This window comes from Pseudomonas sp. SJZ131 (genome assembly GCF_007828705.1).
Lineage (GTDB): Bacteria > Pseudomonadota > Gammaproteobacteria > Pseudomonadales > Pseudomonadaceae > Aquipseudomonas > Aquipseudomonas prosekii.
This window is the reverse complement of record NZ_VIVC01000004.1, coordinates 388,383-406,101: the sequence shown is the minus strand read 5'-3', so window position 1 is coordinate 406,101 and position 17,719 is coordinate 388,383. Positions and strand designations below refer to the sequence as shown.

General features: G+C 61.1%; 17 protein-coding genes. 14 read left to right on the top strand and 3 right to left on the bottom strand.

What is annotated here, in order from left to right; translation table 11 throughout:
- Positions 1-357: 357 nt before the first annotated feature.
- Genes FBY12_RS19800 through selO form a run of 3 tightly spaced genes read left to right on the top strand, consistent with a single transcriptional unit; the run spans position 358 to position 7,066 of the window.
- Entirely contained in the window at positions 358-2,100 is a 1,743-nt protein-coding gene (locus tag FBY12_RS19800) for a potassium/proton antiporter (RefSeq protein ID WP_121731554.1), read from the top strand.
- A gap of 37 nt (positions 2,101-2,137) precedes the next feature.
- Positions 2,138-5,554, top strand: a complete 3,417-nt coding sequence (mscK, locus tag FBY12_RS19795; protein WP_371927489.1) for a mechanosensitive channel MscK — start codon at positions 2,138-2,140, stop codon at positions 5,552-5,554.
- 48 nt (positions 5,555-5,602) lie between these two features.
- Entirely contained in the window at positions 5,603-7,066 is a 1,464-nt protein-coding gene (gene selO / locus FBY12_RS19790) for a protein adenylyltransferase SelO (protein WP_145255167.1), read from the top strand.
- 4 nt (positions 7,067-7,070) lie between these two features.
- Here the strand turns inward: selO and FBY12_RS19785 are convergent, their stop codons facing one another.
- Positions 7,071-7,472 (bottom strand): type II toxin-antitoxin system HigA family antitoxin, encoded by a 402-nt coding sequence (locus tag FBY12_RS19785; protein WP_145255164.1) that lies wholly within the window; start codon positions 7,470-7,472, stop codon positions 7,071-7,073.
- Positions 7,469-7,765: a type II toxin-antitoxin system HigB family toxin gene (locus FBY12_RS19780; RefSeq protein WP_145255161.1), complete on the bottom strand. Its 297-nt coding sequence runs from the start codon at positions 7,763-7,765 to the stop codon at positions 7,469-7,471. Before FBY12_RS19780 ends, FBY12_RS19785 begins: the two co-directional genes overlap by 4 nt.
- A gap of 194 nt (positions 7,766-7,959) precedes the next feature.
- Here FBY12_RS19780 and trxC point away from each other — a divergent pair, with 194 nt between their 5' ends.
- Positions 7,960-8,394: a thioredoxin TrxC gene (gene trxC / locus FBY12_RS19775; protein WP_121731557.1), complete on the top strand. Its 435-nt coding sequence runs from the start codon at positions 7,960-7,962 to the stop codon at positions 8,392-8,394.
- A gap of 130 nt (positions 8,395-8,524) precedes the next feature.
- Here the strand turns inward: trxC and FBY12_RS19770 are convergent, their stop codons facing one another.
- Positions 8,525-9,295 carry a ParA family protein gene (locus FBY12_RS19770; protein ID WP_109504082.1) on the bottom strand — a complete coding sequence of 257 codons (771 nt, stop codon included), beginning with the start codon at positions 9,293-9,295 and terminating at the stop codon, positions 8,525-8,527.
- A gap of 358 nt (positions 9,296-9,653) precedes the next feature.
- Between FBY12_RS19770 and FBY12_RS19765 the strand changes: the two genes are divergently transcribed.
- The 10 genes from FBY12_RS19765 to FBY12_RS19720 all read left to right on the top strand — a co-directional run bounded on the left by FBY12_RS19765 (position 9,654) and on the right by FBY12_RS19720 (position 17,688).
- Complete coding sequence (locus tag FBY12_RS19765; RefSeq protein WP_145255158.1) at positions 9,654-10,379, top strand: beta-ketoacyl synthase chain length factor; 726 nt, start codon at positions 9,654-9,656, stop codon at positions 10,377-10,379.
- A complete protein-coding gene (locus FBY12_RS19760; RefSeq protein ID WP_145255155.1) occupies positions 10,355-11,167 on the top strand; it encodes a 1-acyl-sn-glycerol-3-phosphate acyltransferase in 813 nt (270 codons plus the stop codon). The genes FBY12_RS19765 and FBY12_RS19760 overlap by 25 nt, the downstream gene beginning before the upstream one ends.
- Complete coding sequence (locus FBY12_RS19755; protein WP_145255153.1) at positions 11,145-11,420, top strand: phosphopantetheine-binding protein; 276 nt, start codon at positions 11,145-11,147, stop codon at positions 11,418-11,420. The genes FBY12_RS19760 and FBY12_RS19755 overlap by 23 nt, the downstream gene beginning before the upstream one ends.
- A 9-nt stretch (positions 11,421-11,429) precedes the next feature.
- Positions 11,430-11,684, top strand: coding sequence for an acyl carrier protein (locus FBY12_RS19750; RefSeq protein ID WP_121731562.1), 255 nt, complete (start codon positions 11,430-11,432; stop codon positions 11,682-11,684).
- Positions 11,681-12,226 (top strand): hypothetical protein, encoded by a 546-nt coding sequence (locus FBY12_RS19745; RefSeq protein ID WP_092274396.1) that lies wholly within the window; start codon positions 11,681-11,683, stop codon positions 12,224-12,226. Before FBY12_RS19750 ends, FBY12_RS19745 begins: the two co-directional genes overlap by 4 nt.
- Complete coding sequence (locus FBY12_RS19740) at positions 12,223-13,902, top strand: acyl-CoA synthetase family protein (RefSeq protein ID WP_145255150.1); 1,680 nt, start codon at positions 12,223-12,225, stop codon at positions 13,900-13,902. Before FBY12_RS19745 ends, FBY12_RS19740 begins: the two co-directional genes overlap by 4 nt.
- Before the next feature lie 164 nt (positions 13,903-14,066).
- Entirely contained in the window at positions 14,067-14,801 is a 735-nt protein-coding gene (locus tag FBY12_RS19735) for a glycosyltransferase family 2 protein (RefSeq protein WP_145255147.1), read from the top strand.
- Entirely contained in the window at positions 14,798-15,745 is a 948-nt protein-coding gene (locus FBY12_RS19730) for a glycosyl transferase (protein WP_145255145.1), read from the top strand. Before FBY12_RS19735 ends, FBY12_RS19730 begins: the two co-directional genes overlap by 4 nt.
- On the top strand, positions 15,726-17,270 hold the full coding sequence (gene hutH, locus FBY12_RS19725; protein WP_121731566.1) for a histidine ammonia-lyase: 1,545 nt from the start codon (positions 15,726-15,728) through the stop codon (positions 17,268-17,270). The genes FBY12_RS19730 and hutH overlap by 20 nt, the downstream gene beginning before the upstream one ends.
- Positions 17,263-17,688, top strand: a complete 426-nt coding sequence (locus tag FBY12_RS19720; RefSeq protein ID WP_145255142.1) for a thioesterase family protein — start codon at positions 17,263-17,265, stop codon at positions 17,686-17,688. Before hutH ends, FBY12_RS19720 begins: the two co-directional genes overlap by 8 nt.
- The last annotated feature ends 31 nt before the right edge of the window (positions 17,689-17,719 follow it).

Below are 17,719 nucleotides of genomic sequence, written 5' to 3'. Positions count from 1 at the left end.
CTGCAATCTTCCACGTCGAAGCACTTCGAACAAACACCTCAGTCAGTCCCCTCGCCCCTCTGGGGAGAGGGCTAGGGTGAGGGGCCGATCCCAAGCCAAATCGAAATCTCAAAACCACCCCTGAGTTCGCTGCAATCTTCCACGTCGAAGCACTTCGAACAAACACCTCAGTCAGTCCCCTCGCCCCTCTGGGGAGAGGGCTAGGGTGAGGGGCCGATCCCAAGCCGAACCCCAACCCAATCACCACACCGTCAAAAGCTTTTTGACAGCATCACATTTCAACAGGTTAGAATCGCTGGCACGCAGACTGCATGGTCAGTTTGTGCCTTGTTTTTTCAGCTTTCTGGAGTATTGCCTTTGAATGCGACGACCATCAACAGCCTGTTCTTGATCGGCGCGTTGCTGGTAGGTGCGAGCATTCTGGTGAGCTCACTTTCGTCGCGCCTCGGCATCCCGATTCTGGTAATCATCCTGGCCGTGGGCATGGCGGCCGGCGTCGATGGCGGCGGCATCATCTTCGATAACTACCCCACCGCTTACCTCGTCGGCAACCTCGCGTTGGCCGTGATCCTGCTCGATGGCGGCTTGCGCACACGGGTTTCGAGTTTCCGCGTGGCCTTATGGCCGGCGCTGTCGCTGGCCACGGTCGGGGTGTTGATCACCACCGGTTTGACCGGCATGGCGGCCGCTTGGCTGTTCGACCTGAACATCATTCAAGGCCTGCTGATCGGCGCCATCGTCGGCTCAACGGATGCGGCGGCGGTGTTCTCGCTGCTCGGCGGCAAAGGCCTGAACGAACGGGTGACCGCCAGCCTGGAAATCGAATCCGGCAGCAACGATCCGATGGCGGTGTTTCTCACCGTGACCCTGATCGACATGCTCGCCAGCGGCCAGACCGGCCTGCACTGGAGCCTGCTCGGGCACTTGGTCCGTGAGTTCGGCATCGGTGGCGTGATTGGTCTGGGCGGCGGTTGGGTCATGCTGCAACTTGTCAACCGCATCAACCTGGCCAACGGCCTCTATCCGATTCTGGTGATTGCCGGCGGCCTGCTGGTCTTCGCCCTGACCAACGCTTTGCACGGCAGTGGTTTCCTCGCCGTTTACCTGTGCGGTCTGGTGATCGGCAACCGTCCAGTGCGCAGCCGCCACGGCATTCTGCACATGCTCGACGGCATGGCGTGGCTGGCGCAGATCGGCATGTTCCTCGTGCTCGGTTTGCTGGTCACGCCGCACGACTTGCTGCCCATCGCCCTGCCCGCGCTGGGCCTGGCGCTGTGGATGATCCTGTTTGCGCGGCCGCTGTCGGTGATGGTCGGCCTGCTGCCGTTCAAAGCGTTCCACGGACGGGAAAAAGCCTTTATCTCGTGGGTCGGTCTGCGCGGCGCGGTACCGATCATTCTCGCGGTGTTCCCGCTGATGGCCGGCCTGCCGCACGCTCAGCTGTATTTCAACCTCGCGTTCTTCATCGTCCTCGTTTCGCTGCTGGTGCAAGGCACGAGCCTGCCATGGGTGGCGAAGCTGCTGAAAGTCACGGTGCCGCCGGAGCCCGCGCCGATCTCCCGTTCGGCGCTGGAAGTGCACGTCACCAGCGAGTGGGAGTTGTTCGTTTACCGCCTCGGCGCCGAGAAATGGTGCATCGGTTCACCGCTTCGCGAGCTGAAAATGCCCGAAGGTACGCGGATCGCCGCCCTGTTTCGTGGTCAGCAACTGCTCCATCCGTCGGGTAGTACCGTGCTCGAAGTCGACGATTTGCTCTGCGTGATCGGCCATGAACACAACCTCCCGGCGCTCGGCAAACTCTTCAGTCAGGCACCGCAACGCGGTCTGGATTTGCGCTTCTTCGGCGACTTCGTACTCGAAGGAGATGCCCAGCTGGCTGCGGTTGCGGCGCTGTACGGGCTGAAGGTCGAAGGCATCGATCCGGACATGTCGCTGGGCCGCTTTATCGCGCAGAAAGTCGGCGGTGCGCCGGTCGTCGGTGACCAGGTGGAATGGAACAGTACCATTTGGACGGTCGCGGTCATGGACGGGAACAAGATTGGCAAAGTGGGCGTCAGATTCCCCGAAGGAAGTCGCCCGGGTCCGGGACTCTTCCTCTAAACTGCCATTCTTTTCACCTAGTTCCAGACCGGTATCTATGCCAACCCTGCGCTCCCTGTTCGCCATCGCCCTGCTGGGCCTGAGTCTTTCCATTGGTCCATTGCAAGCTGCGGAGCCGCCGACCAGCGAAGCCGTGCAGGCAAACCTGGACAAGATTGCCGACCGCAAACTGCCCGAGGCCGACCAGAAAGCCCTGCAATCGGTGCTGCAAGGCACGCTGACCCAGCTCAATAACAAGAAAGACTACGAGCAGAAACTCAGCGATCTGAAGCAGCAACTGGCCACCGCGCCCAAGCTCAACATCGAGAATCAGCGCGAACTGGCCCGGCTCAAAGGCACCAAAGTGCTGCCGGTGGCACAACGCTACGCCAACTCGTCGATCCAGCAACTCGAGCAGATGCTGACCGAGCGTTCCACCCAGCAAAGCGATCTGCAAAAAGCCCTGTCTGAAGCCAACAGCCTGATCATCACCGCGCAGACGCGTCCCGAGCGCGCGCAAGCGGAGATCGCCAGCAGCCAGACGCGCATTCAGCAGATCAACAACACGCTCAAGTCCGGCAAAGACGCAGGCAAAACCTTGAGCGGCGAGCAGCGCGACCAACTGAATGCCGAACTCGCGGCGCTCAACGCGCTGATTCCGCTGCGCCGCCAGGAACTGGCCGGCAACAATCAGTTGCAGGATCTGGGCAACAGCCAGCATGACCTGCTCTCGGAAAAAGCCACGCGTCTGGACCAGGAAATCCAGGAACTGCAAACGCTGATCAACCAGAAGCGTCTCGCGCAGTCCCAGGAAACCGTGACGCAGCAATCGATTGAAGCGCAGAAGTCCGGCAGCAGCAGCCTGCTGGCGATCGAAAGCGCGGCCAACCTGAAACTCTCCGATTACTTGCTCAAGAGCACCGACCGCCTCAACGAAGTCACCCAGCAGAACCTGCAAACCAAGCAGCAACTCGACAGCGTGACGCAAAGCGATTCGGCGCTGGACGAGCAAATCAACGTGCTCAAGGGCAGCCTGCTGCTGTCGAAGATTCTCTATAAACAGAAGCAAGCATTGCCGCGCCTGCAACTCGACCGCGACCTCGCGGACCAGATTGCCGACATTCGTTTGTATCAATTTGAAGTCAGCCAGCAGCGCGAATTGCTCAGCAACCCGGCGGCCTACGTCGACAATCTGTTGTCCACGCAACCGCCCGAGCAAGTCACCCCGCAACTGCGCAAAAGCCTGCTGGAACTGGCCAACACTCGCTCCGATCTGCTGGAGCGGCTGAACCGCGAATTGAGCGCGGTGCTCAACGAATCGATCACCCTGCAACTCAATCAGAAACAATTGCTCAGCACCGCGCAGAGCCTGCGCGCGACGCTCGACGAGCAGATGTTCTGGATTCCCAGCAACAAACCGCTGGACCCGGAATGGATGCGCGGCGTGCCGGAACGCTTGCAGCGTCAGGTGAACACGCTGCCGTGGACGTCGAGCGTCAGCGAGTTGATTGATGGTCTGGTGCAGCGGCCATTGCTGTTCCTGCCGCTGGTGTTGCTGATCGGCGCGCTGCTGTGGCGGCGCAAGAGTTTGTACGCGCGGCTGAACAAGGTTCACCAGGACATCGGCCACTTCAAACGCGACAGCCAGTGGCATACGCCGCAGGCGATTCTGATCAATATTCTGCTGGCGATGCCGGTGGCGCTGGGGCTGGCGTTGTGCGGCCTCGCGTTGCAATTCGACGCCCGCGGGCAAAACGCCAATATGGGCGCGGCGCTGATCCAGATGGGGCAGGCGTGGCTGGTGTTCTACACCGCTTACCGGATTCTCGCGCCGGGCGGCGTCGCCGAACTACATTTCCGTTGGGAAAAACCTCAGGTCGAATTCCTCCAGGGCTGGATCCGCCGTCTCGGTCTCGTGGTCATGGCCCTCGTGGCCGTGGTGGCGGTTGCCGAATTGCAACCGGCGGCACTGGCCGACGATGTGCTGGGCATGCCGGTGGTGCTGACTTGTTACGGTTTGATGGCGTGGTTGCTCGGTCGCCTGCTGATCAGCAGTCCGACGCATGAAAGCGCTTCGCTGTTCCGCCGCGCGGTGGGGGTGCTGTTCGCGGTGCTGCCAATCGCGTTGTTTGTCGCCGTGTGTTTCGGCTATTACTACACCGCGCTGAAACTCAGTGATCGCTTGATCAACACCCTGTACTTGCTGATGTTCTGGCTGGTGATCGAAGCCACGTTTGTGCGCGGCCTCAGCGTTGCCGCACGGCGCCTCGCCTATCACCGCGCCTTGGCCAAACGTCAGGCTGCAAAAGAGGCCGGCGAGGGCGAAGCCGTCATCGAAGAGCCGACGCTGGACATCGAAAAGGTCAACGAACAATCGCTGCGCCTGATCCGTCTGGCGCTGCTCGGCGGTTTCATCGCCGCGCTGTACTGGGTCTGGTCGGACCTGATTTCGGTGTTCTCGTACCTCGACAACGTCACGCTCTACGAATACACCAGCGGCACCGGCGCCAACATGAGCATGGTGCCGATCAGCATCGGCGACATGCTCGGCGCGCTGATCATCATCGGCATCACGTTCGCCCTCGCGCGCAACTTGCCCGGTTTGCTCGAAGTGTTGGTGTTGTCGAAGCTCAACCTCGCGCAGGGCAGCGCCTACGCCACCACCACGTTGCTGTCGTATGTGATTGCCGGCGTCGGTTTTGTCTCGACGCTGTCCACGCTCGGCGTGAGTTGGGACAAGTTGCAATGGCTGGTGGCGGCGCTCTCGGTGGGCCTCGGTTTCGGCATGCAGGAAATCTTCGCCAACTTCATCTCCGGGATCATGATCCTGTTCGAACGCCCGGTGCGGATCGGCGACACCATCACCATCGGCAACCTGTCCGGCACGGTGAGCAAGATCCGCATCCGCGCCACGACCATCACCGATTTCGACCGCAAAGACATCATTGTCCCGAACAAGACGTTCATCACCGGGCAACTGATCAACTGGTCGCTGACCGACACCATTACCCGGGTGACACTGAAACTTGGTGTCGACTACGGCTCCGACCTCGATCTGGTCAAGGCTTTGCTGCTGCAAGCGGCACGCGAAAACCCGCGCGTGCTCAAGGAGCCCGAGCCGCACGTGTATTTCCTGAATTTCGGCGAAAGCACCCTCGACCACGAGTTGCGCATGCACGTGCGCGACCTCGGCGACCGCAACCCGGTGCTCGACGAGGTCAACCGCTTCATCAACAACGAGTTCAAGAAGCAGAACATCAACATCTCGTTCCGGCAGATGGAGGTTTACCTGAAGAACCTGCATGGCCAGGAATACAAGTTGGTGCCGGTCGAGGAAGAGAACAAAACCATCATCTCGCGCGAAGTGCCGGCGGATGGCGCAGCCGACATGCCGAAAGACCCTTCGAAGGATGTCTCGACCGGGCTCGCCAAGGATGACCCGGAACAAGAGCCGCCACCGACCAAACTCGACTAACGCGTTTATCCCTAGCAGAATGCTCGGACATTCTGCTGGAGATGGCCGTTGAAAGCCCTCGACGAACTGACCTTCGATAATCGCTTCGCCCGCCTCGGCGACGCATTCTCAACCCACGTGCTGCCCGAGCCCATCGCCGCGCCGCGACTGGTGGTCGCCAGCCCCGCCGCCATGGCCCTGCTGGACCTCGACCCGGCGCTGGCCGAGACGCCGGTGTTCGCTGAATTGTTCGGCGGCCACAAGCTCTGGGCCGAGGCCGAACCACGGGCGATGGTCTATTCCGGTCATCAATTCGGCAGCTACAACCCGCAACTCGGCGACGGCCGCGGCCTGCTGCTCGGCGAGGTCTACAACGAGGCCGGCGAACACTGGGACTTGCACCTCAAGGGCGCCGGCCAGACGCCCTACTCGCGCATGGGCGATGGCCGCGCGGTGTTGCGCTCCTCGATCCGCGAGTTTCTCGCCTCCGAAGCCCTGCATGCGCTGAACATCCCGACCACCCGCGCACTCTGCGTAATCGGCTCCGACACGCCGGTGTGGCGTGAAAAACAGGAACGCGCGGCCATGGTCCTGCGCCTGTCGCCGAGCCATGTGCGCTTTGGCCATTTCGAATATTTCTATTACACCAAGCGCCCCGAGCAGCAAAAGCAGCTCGGCGAGCACGTGCTGGCCATGCATTTTCCCGAATGCCTGGAACAACCCGAGCCGTATTTGGCGATGTTTCGCGAAATCGTCGAGCGCAATGCCGAACTGATCGCCAAATGGCAGGCTTACGGTTTCTGCCACGGCGTGATGAACACTGACAACATGTCGATCCTCGGCATCACCTTCGACTTCGGCCCGTTCGCCTTTCTTGATGATTTCGACGCCAATTTCATCTGCAACCACTCAGACGATCAGGGCCGCTACTCCTTCAGCAATCAGGTGCCGATCGGCCAATGGAACCTCAGCGCCCTCGCCCAGGCCCTGACGCCGTTCATCAGCGTCGACGCCCTGCGCGAAACCCTCGGCCTGTACCTGCCGCTGTATCAAGCGCACTACCTCGACCTGATGCGCCGCCGCCTCGGCCTGACCACCGCCGAAGACGACGACCAGAAACTCCTCGAACACCTGCTGCAACTGATGCAAAACAGCGGCGTCGACTACACCCTGTTCTTCCGCCGCCTCGGCGATCAATCGCCGGAACTGGCGGTCGCGCAGTTGCGTGATGACTTCGTCGACATCAAGGGTTTCGATGCCTGGGCCGAACTGTATGTGGCCAGGGTTGCGCGCGAAGGCTTGCTCGACCAAGCGCAACGCCGAGTTCGGATGCACGCGGTGAATCCGCTGTACATCCTGCGCAATTACCTGGCGCAGAAAGCTATCGATGCAGCAGAAAGCGGTGACTACGCCGAGGTGCGCCGACTGCATGCGGTGCTGAGCAATCCGTTCGTGGAACAGCCGGGGATGGAAAGTTATGCAGAACGGCCGCCGGAATGGGGCAAGCATTTGGAAATCAGTTGTTCGTCGTGAGTGCTCAAATAAACGTTTCCGCCGAAACAGCGAAGCGCTCAGCCAACCAGCGGATCTGGCGCACGTTGAGCTGACGCTTGCCGCTGAGGATTTCGGAAACCACTGATTGGGTTCCGACACCCGGCAAGTCGCTTTGGCTCAATGCGTGCTCGCGCATCAAATAGCCGAGAACCTCGACGCCACTCGGTTTGGGCATCGGGTGATGCTTGTGATCCCACTCCTCAATCCAGTCGCCGATGATATCCACCAGACTCATCAACGGGTGGGACTCATCGCCGCCGGTCATCGCCAGCAATTCATCGAGAGCCTGGGCCAATTGGTCGTAGTCTTCTTCGTTTTTCGGTTTGCGCATCAACGGGGCAACGAACTCCCAATGCTCGGCAGCTCTTTTGATCAAAATACTCATACCCTTTCCTCCTTCCACTTCCCGCGCTCGTACTCACGGTGATCAAGTACATGCTTGATATAGAGCTTCTGCGAACGGTACCTGACGTAGGCAATCAGCCGTAGCTTGTTGCCGCCGATATCGAAAACATGCAGTTCACCGACTTTATCGATGGCGGGAAACAGAGCCTTCATTGCCGCAAAATCGTGCGGTTTGCTTCCTTTGGCCAAGTGATACCAATGATCCAGTGCGCTAGCAGTCATTGGCCATTTGACCTTGGCTTCGCGTATGCGTTTTTCGGTGATGACATGCATGCAACATCCTTATCGCATTCTGCTATGGGGAGTTAATCACAGATTGGGAATATCGCAAGTTGCGATAACACCCGAAAGACCAGCGGTCTCACTGATTCACCTCAGCCTAGTTTTCGCGCGGTAGGCTGCACGATTGAAAATGTCAGCAGACGTCTCCAAATACACGACAACGGCTTCTTACCAGGACCACCCTCATGTCTGAACCACTGTTAATCCCCTGCCCCCACTGCAACGGCCTCAACCGCATCCCCGCCGAGCGCTTGGGCGATCAGCCGAAATGCGGTCGCTGCAAGGCTGAAGTGTTGCTGAGAAAACCGTTTGAGTTGAAACAAGGCGATTACGCCAGCCAGATCAAGGGTGATCTGCCGTTGCTGGTGGATGTCTGGGCCGAATGGTGCGGGCCGTGCAAGTCATTTGCGCCGGTGTTCGAGCAAGCGGCCGGGCAATTGGCGGGCAAGTGTCGGTTGGCGAAACTGGACAGCGAGGCCAATCAACAGCTGTCGGCGCAGTTGGGAATTCGCTCGATTCCGAGTTTGATCCTGTTCAAAAACGGCCGGGAAATCGCGCGCCAGAGCGGCGCGCTGCCATTGCCGCAGTTGCTCAGCTGGCTGCGTAGCCAAGGAATCTAAGCCCACCACAGACCAAATGTGGGAGTGAGCCTGCTCGCGATGGCGGTCGTTCAGTCAACAAAGATGTTGAATGTGCAGGCCTCATCGCGAGCAAGCTCGCTCCCACAGTGGTTCGGAGGTGGCTGTGGGGTCAGGCGTTCTCAAGCAGGTTATGCAGTTCAACAAATTGCTGGGTCAGTTTGTGCCGTGGATCCAGGTAGATCAGCGGCGTGTTTGCCTGGTGCGACTCCCGCATGCGCACCGAACTGCCCAAATAAACCGGCAACACCGGCAGGCCTTCGGCGATCAGCTCGTCGAGGATCTGCTGCGGCAGGCTCGCCCGCGCCTGGAACTGGTTGACCACAATGCCTTCAACCTCCAGCCCTTCGTTGTGGTCCTCTTTCAACTCCTCGATTTCCGCCAGCAGGCCATACAGCGCTTGGCGCGAGAAACTGTCGCAGTCGAAGGGAATCAGCACACGATCGGCGGCGATCAACGCAGACACCGCATAAAAGTTCAGCGCCGGCGGCGTATCCAGGTAAATCCGGTCATAGTCCTCGTCCAGCTCGTCCAATAATTTGCGCAGCTTGTTGATCTTGTGTTTGGCCTCGAGTTTGGGTTGCAGGTCGGCCAATTCGGCGGTGGCCGTGATCACGTGGAGGTTGTCGAACGGGGTTTCGTAGATATCGACCTGGTTTTTCTTCGAGAACGGCCCGGAAGACAAGGTCTGCTTGAAGAAATCGGCAATGCCCATCGGGATGTCATTGCCGGTGAGCCCGGTCAGGTATTGCGTCGAGTTGGCCTGGGCATCGAGATCCACCAGCAGGGTGCGATAACCCTCGCTGGCACTGACTGCGGCCAGATTGCAGGCAATGCTCGACTTGCCCACCCCACCTTTCTGATTGAACACCACACGCCGCATGTCGAAACCTCCGTGTATCAAAGAATTGCCCGAGTGTAGTAGTCCATCGCGCTGCTTAGCTACCTTGCGCGCATCCGGCCTACACGGGCGAGTGCAAACTCCTGATAAAAAAGACGCAAAATCGCTGGTTCATCACTGATGCAGCCGACAGATTTGCGCGCTGGAATGTGGATAATGGCAATACGACAGCTTTACCACGAACCAACCGGTACATTTCATTGCGCAAAATGTAACCAGCATTTGCTACACGCCCGCCGCACCGGGATAATGCGCGCCACTCGGCGTTCAACGCCACGTGAGGTCGGGCGCACATCTGTGCGACTCGCCACGTCAAGGAAAGCCCGCAGGGGCGGGATGAATCTCAGTGATCAACTTCAACATCGCCCAATGGCGCGCATGGGCTCCTGGGCTCGAAAGCGTGGACGATTGGCAGGCATGGTGCCGACAACCGGTCGCGCCCACCTGCAGCGATGCCGCCCCGGATGTGTCGTTTCTGCCGGCCATGCAGCGCCGGCGACTCAGCCGCCTGGCGCGGATGGCGTTCAGTGTTGGCTGGCCACTGGCCGATGGTCGGCAGGACCTACCGCTGGTCTTTATTTCCCGTCATGGCGAAACCCCGCGCACCTTTGAAATTCTCAGCGATCTGGCCGCCGATCAGCCGCTGTCGCCGACCCAGTTCAGCCTCTCGGTGCACAACGCCGTTATTGGCCTGTGGTCGATCATGCGCGGCGAAACCAGTGAAATGACCGCCCTCGCCGCTGCCGGCGATGGCCTTGAACACGGCATGCTTGAGGCTGCGGCGCTACTTTCGGAAGGCGCGCCCGCCGTGCTGCTGGTGGTCACCGAAGAACAACCGCCGCAAGCCTACTCGGCGTGGATCGACGATGTGCCGTTCCCTTACGCCGTTGGCCTTTTGCTCACCGCCGGCGACGATTGGCAGCTGTCGTTGAGCAACAATCCGCAGCAATTACCGAAAACCCACTGGCCCCATGCCCTGAATCTCTTGCGTACCCTGCTCGGCCAGCAGTCAACCTGCCAACATGCCTGGAAAAATCGTGTATGGACCTGGCAACGCAACCCGTAACCGGAAAAAACCGCGACGCCTACTATTGGCGTTTGCTGGCCACCGCCGCGAGCTTCGCCCTCTTCGGGTTGGGTGGGCTGTGCCTGCGATTGCTGGTGTTCCCGGTGCTCGCTTGCCTGCCCGGTGATGCCGCGACGCATCGGCTGCGAGCGCGCAAGACCGTCAGCCGCTGCTTCTGGTTTTTCGTGCGTTTCATGGCCCGCGCAGGCGTGCTGACTTACGACATTCAAGGCGCGGAGAAACTGGGTCGTCCGGGGCAAATGATCATCGCCAACCACCCGTCGCTGATCGACGTAGTTTTTTTGATCGGTCTGGTGCGCCACACCAATTGCGTGGTGAAAAAGAGCCTGTGGGAAAACCCGTTCACCCGTGGCCCGCTGCGCCGCACCGAATACATCAGCAACGACGGCAGCATAGACATGCTCGACGCCGCTGCCGACGCGTTGAAAAGCGGCCAGACCCTGATCATTTTCCCCGAAGGCACGCGCACCCAGCCCGGCCAGCCACCGGCCTTTCATCGGGGTGGCGCGGCCATTGCCCTGCGCGGTGCGAAAATCCTCACACCGGTGATTATCAAAGTCAGCCCGACCACCCTGACCAAAGCCGAACCGTGGTATCGCATCCCGAAACGGCGCGTGCACTTCAGTTTCCGTGTCGGGGCCGATATAGACCCACAGACCTTCGCCGCGCAAGGCCCTGCCCCGCAAGCCTCGCGCAAGCTCAACGATTATTTGCACACCTACTTTATTAAGGAGCTCGCCGAAGATGAGCGATCTGCACACCAATAGCCTCGAGCAGGATATTAAACAACTGATCATCGAAGCTCTCGGCCTCGAAGACATCAGTGCCGACGACATCGGCAACGATCAGACCCTGTTTGGCGAAGGCTTGGGCCTGGATTCGGTCGACGCTCTGGAACTGGGTCTGGCGATCCAGAAAAAATACGGCATCAAGATCGACGCCGACGCCAAGGACACTCGCAACCATTTCAGCAACGTGGCGAGCCTTGCGGCATTCGTCAGCGCAAAACAGGCAGCTTGAGACCGGACCATGCAAACTCGTGACGACATTTTCAACACCCTGCGCGATGCCTTGGTCGAACTCTTCGAGCTGGAGCCCGAGCGCGTCAGCCTCGACGCCAACCTGTATCAGGACCTGGAAATCGACAGCATTGACGCGGTCGACCTGATCGACCACATCAAGCGCCAGACCGGCAAGAAAATCGCCGCCGAAGAATTCAAATCGGTGCGCACCGTCAGCGACGTGGTCGAGGCGGTCTACCGTCTGGTTCAACCCGCCGCATGAGCCGAGTGATCGGCCTCGGCCTGCTGCTGGCGGGCCTGCTGTACCCCTTCGCGGTGTATTTCGGCATGGAGCATTTTGCCCCGTGGCAATTTGGCCTGCTGCTCGGCAGCCTGTGGCTGGCGCGCGCGCTGACCGGCGTGCGCCGGCCCGGCAGCCTGTGGATGGCCATCGTCGCCATCGGGTTTTGCCTGCTGCTGGCGCTGTTCGACAGCCCAGCGCTGCTGCGCTGGTACCCGGTGCTGATCAACGCATTCATGCTCGCGCTGTTCGGGCTGAGCCTGAAATATGGCCCACCCATGGCCGAACGCCTGGCGCGCTTGCGCGAACCGAAATTGCCCGCGAAGGCGATTGTTTACACACGCAAGGTCACGCTGGCCTGGAGTGTGTTTTTCCTCTGCAACGGATTGTGCGCCGCCGCGTTGACCCTCTGGGCGCCGCTGAGTTGGTGGATGTTGTACACCGGCCTGATCTCCTATGGATTGATCGGCCTGATGTTTGCCATTGAATGGCTGATACGACAACGGGTAAGAGGCCACCCATGAATTGGATAAAACTTGAGCAATTGCTGCTCAAGGCTCAGCCGGAACGCGCCATCACGGCCGCCCCGGCGCTGAATCACGCGCAGTTGTGCGCGCAAGCCCTGAGCTTCGCCGCCGGCCTGCAAGCCGACGGTGTCAAACGCATTGCCGTGCACCTCGAAGACGCCGCCGACCTGGCGATTGCGCTACTCGGCGCCTGGCGTGCCGGGGTCAGCGTGTTGCTGCCGGCCGACCTGCAAGCGCAGACGCGCCAACGCTGGTCGGGCGAAGTCGATCTGTGGCTGACCGATCAGCCCGACGACGCGCATCTGGCCGATTATCAACACGCGCCGCTGGCCGCCGCTGCGCTGGATCTGCATCGCTGCGAGCTGAGCCTGTGCACCTCCGGCTCCAGCGGCGAACCCAAGCGTATCGACAAAACCCTGCGCCAACTGGCCAATGAGGTCGAAGCGCTGGAACAGCTGTGGGGCGCCGATCTGGGCCAGGCCTGCATCATCGGCAGCGTCGGCACTCAGCATATTTACGGTTTGCTGTTTCGCGTGCTCTGGCCGTTGTGCGCCGGGCGTCCGTTTGTGCGCAAGCAATTGGCCTTCCCGGAAGACCTGCAGCGCGCCAGCCGCGAATACCCGGCGTTTGCCTGGGTCGGCAGCCCGGCGCTGCTCAAACGCATGGGCGACAACCTCGACTGGCCGGCCCTGAGCGCGGTGCGCCGGGTGTTTTCCTCCGGTGGCGCGCTGCCTGCCGACGCCGCGCGAAGCCTGTTCGAACGCTTGCAGCAATGGCCGACGGAAATCCTCGGCAGCTCGGAAACCGGCGGCATTGCCTGGCGCCAGGGGCAAAACCTGTGGCAGCCATTCGCCGACGTGGTGCTCAGTCAGGACAGCGACGGCGCTTTGCTGATCGCCTCGCCGTACTTGCCTGCCGGCCACATCGAGCACACCGCCGACGCGGCGCGAATGAGCGCCGACGGTCGTTTCGAATTGCTCGGCCGGCTCGACCGGATCGTCAAACTGGAAGAAAAACGTATCTCCCTGCCGATGCTCGAACAAGCGCTGATGTCGCACGATTGGGTCGCCGACGCGCGGCTTGGCGTGGTCCAGGAAAACCGTGCTTCGCTGGGCGCGCTGCTGGTGCTCAGTCAACAAGGGCTGCATGCGTTGCGCAATCAGGGCCGCCGCACATTGACCCAGGAACTGCGCCAGCACCTGAGCCAGCATTGCGAAGCGCTGGCACTGCCACGGCGCTGGCGCATCCTCCGGCAATTGCCGCTGAACGCCCAAGGCAAGCTGCCGCAGGCCAGCGTCGAGGCGCTGCTGCTGGCACCGCGAGCGAAGACCCCGGAAGTGCTGGAACAAGTGCAAACCGACGGTGAATGGAGCCTGCAACTGGCCGTGCCGCCGGACCTCGCCTATTTCAGCGGTCACTTCCCGCAAACCCCGGTGTTGCCCGGCGTGGTGCAAGTGGATTGGGCGCTCAGCCTCGGCCAGCAACTGATGAACCTGCCGAGCCGCTTCGCCGGCATGGAAGTGCTGAAATTCCAGCAACTGGTGCGCCCCGGCGACGAAATCCAACTGCACCTGCGTTTCGACACCACGCGCAGCAAGTTGTATTTCACCTTCCGCAACCACACCGCCACCTGCTCAAGCGGACGGATTGTGCTGGAGGCGTCCTGTGGATAAGTTGAATTCCCGTGTAGCAGCTGCCGCAGGCTGCGTCCGAGTGCGAAGCGCTCGCAATCAGGCCGCCACGGTGATTCTGAAGGATCTCGTTGACCTGGTTTGCGACCGCTTCGCGGCCGATCGCAGGCTTCGCCAGCTGCTACAAGGGTGCGGTGGGTATCAAAATGCATAACCCCTGCGCAATCATCCCGGTCTACAACCACGAAACCGCGATCACCACGGTCGTCGATGCCCTGATCGCCCAAGCTTTGCCGTGCATTCTGGTCGACGACGCCAGCACCCCGGCGTGCGCGAAAGTGCTCGACCAACTGGCACAGCGCGATGACGTTTTCCTGGTCCGCCTGACCGTCAATCAAGGCAAGGGCGGCGCGGTGATGACGGGGCTGCGCGAAGCCTCGCGGCTGGGCTTCAGCCACGCCTTGCAAGTGGACGCCGACGGCCAGCATGACCTCACCGACGTCGCGACTTTCATCGAGCAATCGCGGGCCAATCCGGCAGCGTTGATCTGTGGTTATCCGCTGTACGACGCCAGCGTGCCCAAGGGCCGTTTGTATGCGCGCTACCTGACCCACGTGATGGTCTGGATCAACACCTTGTCGCTGCAAATCCGCGATTCGATGTGCGGTTTTCGCGTCTATCCATTGCCGCCAACCCTGGCGCTGATCAGCTCGGCGAAGATCGGCAAACGCATGGATTTCGACTCGGACATTCTGGTGCGCCTGGCGTGGCGCAATCAGCCGATGTTGTGGCTGCAAACCAAGGTCCATTACCCGTTGGACGGCGTCTCGCATTTTCGCCTGTTCCACGACAACGTCCTGATATCGAGCATGCACACCCGGCTGTTCTTCGGCATGTTGCTGCGCGCGCCGCTGATCCTCTGGCGTCGGTGGCGCACATGAGCGCCAATACCGATAAAAAGCACTGGGCCGATCGCCAGGAGCGCGGCAGTTTCTGGCTGATGAAATTCACCGCCGTCTGCGCCAAAGTCCTTGGCCGACGGCTGTTGAGCCCGTTGCTGTACGGCATCGTGTTGTACTTTTTCCTGTTCGGCCGCAGCGCCCGTAAAAGCGCCTGGCAATACCAGCAGCGCCTCGCCGACTGGAGCGCTCGCGCGCAATTGCGTCCGACGCACTGGCGCGTATTCGGCCAGTTCATGGCGTTCGCCGATTCCATGCTCGACAAGCTCGACGTGTGGAACGGCAAGCTCAGCATCAACCAGATCGAAATCATCGACCCGGCGTTGCTGCGCACGCAACTGCGCGGCGCCCGCGGGCAACTGCTGGTGGGCGCGCACTTGGGCAACCTCGAAGTCTGCCGCGCACTGGCGGAAATCGGCGAGAAAGTCACCATGAACGTGCTGGTGCATACCAAGCACGCCGAGCAGTTCAATCGCCTGCTCGGCGAGGCCGGCGCGACCAATTTGCGCCTGATTCAGGTCAGCGAATTGGACCCGGTGATCATGCTGCAATTGCACGAACGCCTGGAGCGCGGCGAGTGGCTGGCGATTGCCGGCGACCGCGTGCCGCTGCACGGCGGGCGCAGCGTCACGGTGGACTTCCTCGGCCACCCGGCAGCGTTCCCGCAAGGCCCGTGGCTGCTGGCCGGGCTGCTCAAATGCCCGGTCAATCTGCTGCTGTGCCTGAAGAAGCCCGACGGCGAATATCGCCTGACCCTCGAACCGTTCGCCGACGCCATCGTGTGGAAACGCAGCGACCGCGAGCAGGTCATTCATCAGTGGGCGACCCGCTACGCCGACCGCCTGGGCCACTATTGCCTTGAAGCGCCTCAACAATGGTTCAACTTTTACCCTTTCTGGAAGACCGATGACGACGCCAACGCTTGAGCCGGTAACCTTCGGCGAACTCCCTTTGCGCATCGAAGACGTGCTGGCCGTGGCCAACCGCCACGCGCCGACGCAGTTGCAGGGCGACCCTGAATACCGCGAACGCATTGCCAAAGGCGCGCGTTTTCTCGACTCGCTGCTGGACAAGGAAGGCGTGATCTACGGCGTGACCACCGGTTACGGCGATTCCTGCGTGGTCGCGGTGCCGCTGCATCACGTCGAAGCGCTGCCGCGTCATCTCTACACTTTCCACGGTTGCGGCTTGGGCAAATTGCTCGACGCCCAGGCGACCCGCGCAGTGCTCGCGGCGCGTTTGCAGTCGCTGTGCCACGGCGTTTCCGGGGTTCGCGTGGAACTGCTCGAACGCCTGCAAGCCTTCCTCGAACACGACATCCTGCCGCTGATTCCGGAAGAAGGTTCGGTCGGCGCCAGCGGTGATCTGACCCCGCTGTCGTACGTCGCCGCGACCCTCTCCGGTGAACGCGAAGTGCTGTTCCGTGGCGAGCGCCGACAAGCTGCCGACGTGCATCGCGAACTCGGCTGGACGCCGCTGGTGCTGCGCCCCAAGGAAGCGCTGGCGCTGATGAACGGCACGGCGGTGATGACCGGGATTGCCTGCCTCGCCTTCGCCCGCGCCGATTATCTGCTGCAACTGGCCACGCGCATCACCGCGCTGAACGTGGTCGCACTGCAAGGTAATCCGGAGCATTTCGACGAGCGCCTGTTCGCCGCCAAACCGCATCCGGGACAGATGCAAGTCGCCGCGTGGTTGCGCAAGGATTTGGCGATCGACGCGCCCACCGCGCCGCTGCATCGTCTGCAGGATCGCTATTCCCTGCGTTGCGCGCCGCACGTACTCGGCGTGTTGGCCGACAGCCTGAACTGGCTGCGTTCGTTCATCGAAATCGAGCTCAACAGCGCCAACGACAACCCGATCATCGACGCCGAAGCCGAGCGCGTGCTGCACGGCGGGCACTTCTACGGTGGCCACATTGCGTTCGCCATGGACAGCCTGAAAAACCTCGTCGCCAACGTCGCCGATCTGCTGGACCGACAACTCGCGCTGCTGGTCGACGAGCGTTACAACCACGGTTTGCCGAGCAATCTTTCCGGCGCCAGCGCCGAGCGCGCCATGCTCAATCACGGCTTCAAAGCGGTGCAGATCGGCACCAGCGCCTGGACCGCCGAAGCGCTGAAAAACACCATGCCGGCCAGCGTGTTCTCGCGTTCCACCGAGTGCCATAACCAGGACAAAGTGAGCATGGGCACCATCGCCGCGCGCGATGCCGTGCGGGTGCTGGAGCTGACCGAACAGGTCGCCGCCGCCACCCTGCTCGCGGCCAACCAAGGTGTGTGGCTGCGCAGCCGGGCGCCAGATGCGCGACCGTTGCCGCCCGCGCTGGCAGCGATGCATGAAGAGCTGGCGAAAGACTTTGCGCCGGTCATCGAAGACCGTGCGCTGGAAGGCGAATTGCGTCTGTGCCTGCAACGTATCGCCGAGCAACACTGGAGGCTGCATGCGTAGCAAAGGAGTGCTTCACGCCGATACGGAAATCCTCGTGCCGTTCTTTGACGTCGACACCATGCACGTGGTCTGGCACGGCCATTACGTGAAATACCTGGAAATCGCCCGGTGCGCGTTGCTCGACAAAATCGGCCACAACTACACGGCGATGGTCGAGTCGGGGTTTGCCTGGCCGGTGATCGACCTGCAACTGCGATATGTGCGCGGCGCGGTGTTCGGCCAGACGCTGAACGTGCGCGCCAGCCTCGTCGAATGGGAGAACCGGTTGAAGATCAATTACCTGATCAGCGACCTGCACACCAGCGAACGCCTGACCCGCGCCAGCACCGTGCAAGTCGCGGTCGAGATGAGCAGCCGCGAAATGCAACTGGCCTCGCCCAAGGTCTTCACCGAAGCCGTCGAAAGGATGCTGCCATGAACACCGCGACCAACCCCATTCTCAACCCCAA

Excerpts from the sequence above, each read along its gene's own strand:
- mscK (WP_371927489.1), top strand. The coding sequence starts at position 2,138 with ATGCCAACCCTGCGCTCCCTGTTCGCCATCGCCCTGCTGGGCCTGAGT.
- FBY12_RS19785 (WP_145255164.1), bottom strand. The coding sequence starts at position 7,472 with ATGAGTATTTTGATCAAAAGAGCTGCCGAGCATTGGGAGTTCGTTGCC.
- FBY12_RS19780 (WP_145255161.1), bottom strand. The coding sequence starts at position 7,765 with ATGCATGTCATCACCGAAAAACGCATACGCGAAGCCAAGGTCAAATGG.
- trxC (WP_121731557.1), top strand. The coding sequence starts at position 7,960 with ATGTCTGAACCACTGTTAATCCCCTGCCCCCACTGCAACGGCCTCAAC.
- FBY12_RS19770 (WP_109504082.1), bottom strand. The coding sequence starts at position 9,295 with ATGCGGCGTGTGGTGTTCAATCAGAAAGGTGGGGTGGGCAAGTCGAGC.
- FBY12_RS19760 (WP_145255155.1), top strand. The coding sequence starts at position 10,355 with ATGGACCTGGCAACGCAACCCGTAACCGGAAAAAACCGCGACGCCTAC.
- FBY12_RS19755 (WP_145255153.1), top strand. The coding sequence starts at position 11,145 with ATGAGCGATCTGCACACCAATAGCCTCGAGCAGGATATTAAACAACTG.
- FBY12_RS19750 (WP_121731562.1), top strand. The coding sequence starts at position 11,430 with ATGCAAACTCGTGACGACATTTTCAACACCCTGCGCGATGCCTTGGTC.
- FBY12_RS19745 (WP_092274396.1), top strand. The coding sequence starts at position 11,681 with ATGAGCCGAGTGATCGGCCTCGGCCTGCTGCTGGCGGGCCTGCTGTAC.
- FBY12_RS19740 (WP_145255150.1), top strand. The coding sequence starts at position 12,223 with ATGAATTGGATAAAACTTGAGCAATTGCTGCTCAAGGCTCAGCCGGAA.
- FBY12_RS19735 (WP_145255147.1), top strand. The coding sequence starts at position 14,067 with ATGCATAACCCCTGCGCAATCATCCCGGTCTACAACCACGAAACCGCG.
- FBY12_RS19730 (WP_145255145.1), top strand. The coding sequence starts at position 14,798 with ATGAGCGCCAATACCGATAAAAAGCACTGGGCCGATCGCCAGGAGCGC.
- hutH (WP_121731566.1), top strand. The coding sequence starts at position 15,726 with ATGACGACGCCAACGCTTGAGCCGGTAACCTTCGGCGAACTCCCTTTG.
- FBY12_RS19720 (WP_145255142.1), top strand. The coding sequence starts at position 17,263 with ATGCGTAGCAAAGGAGTGCTTCACGCCGATACGGAAATCCTCGTGCCG.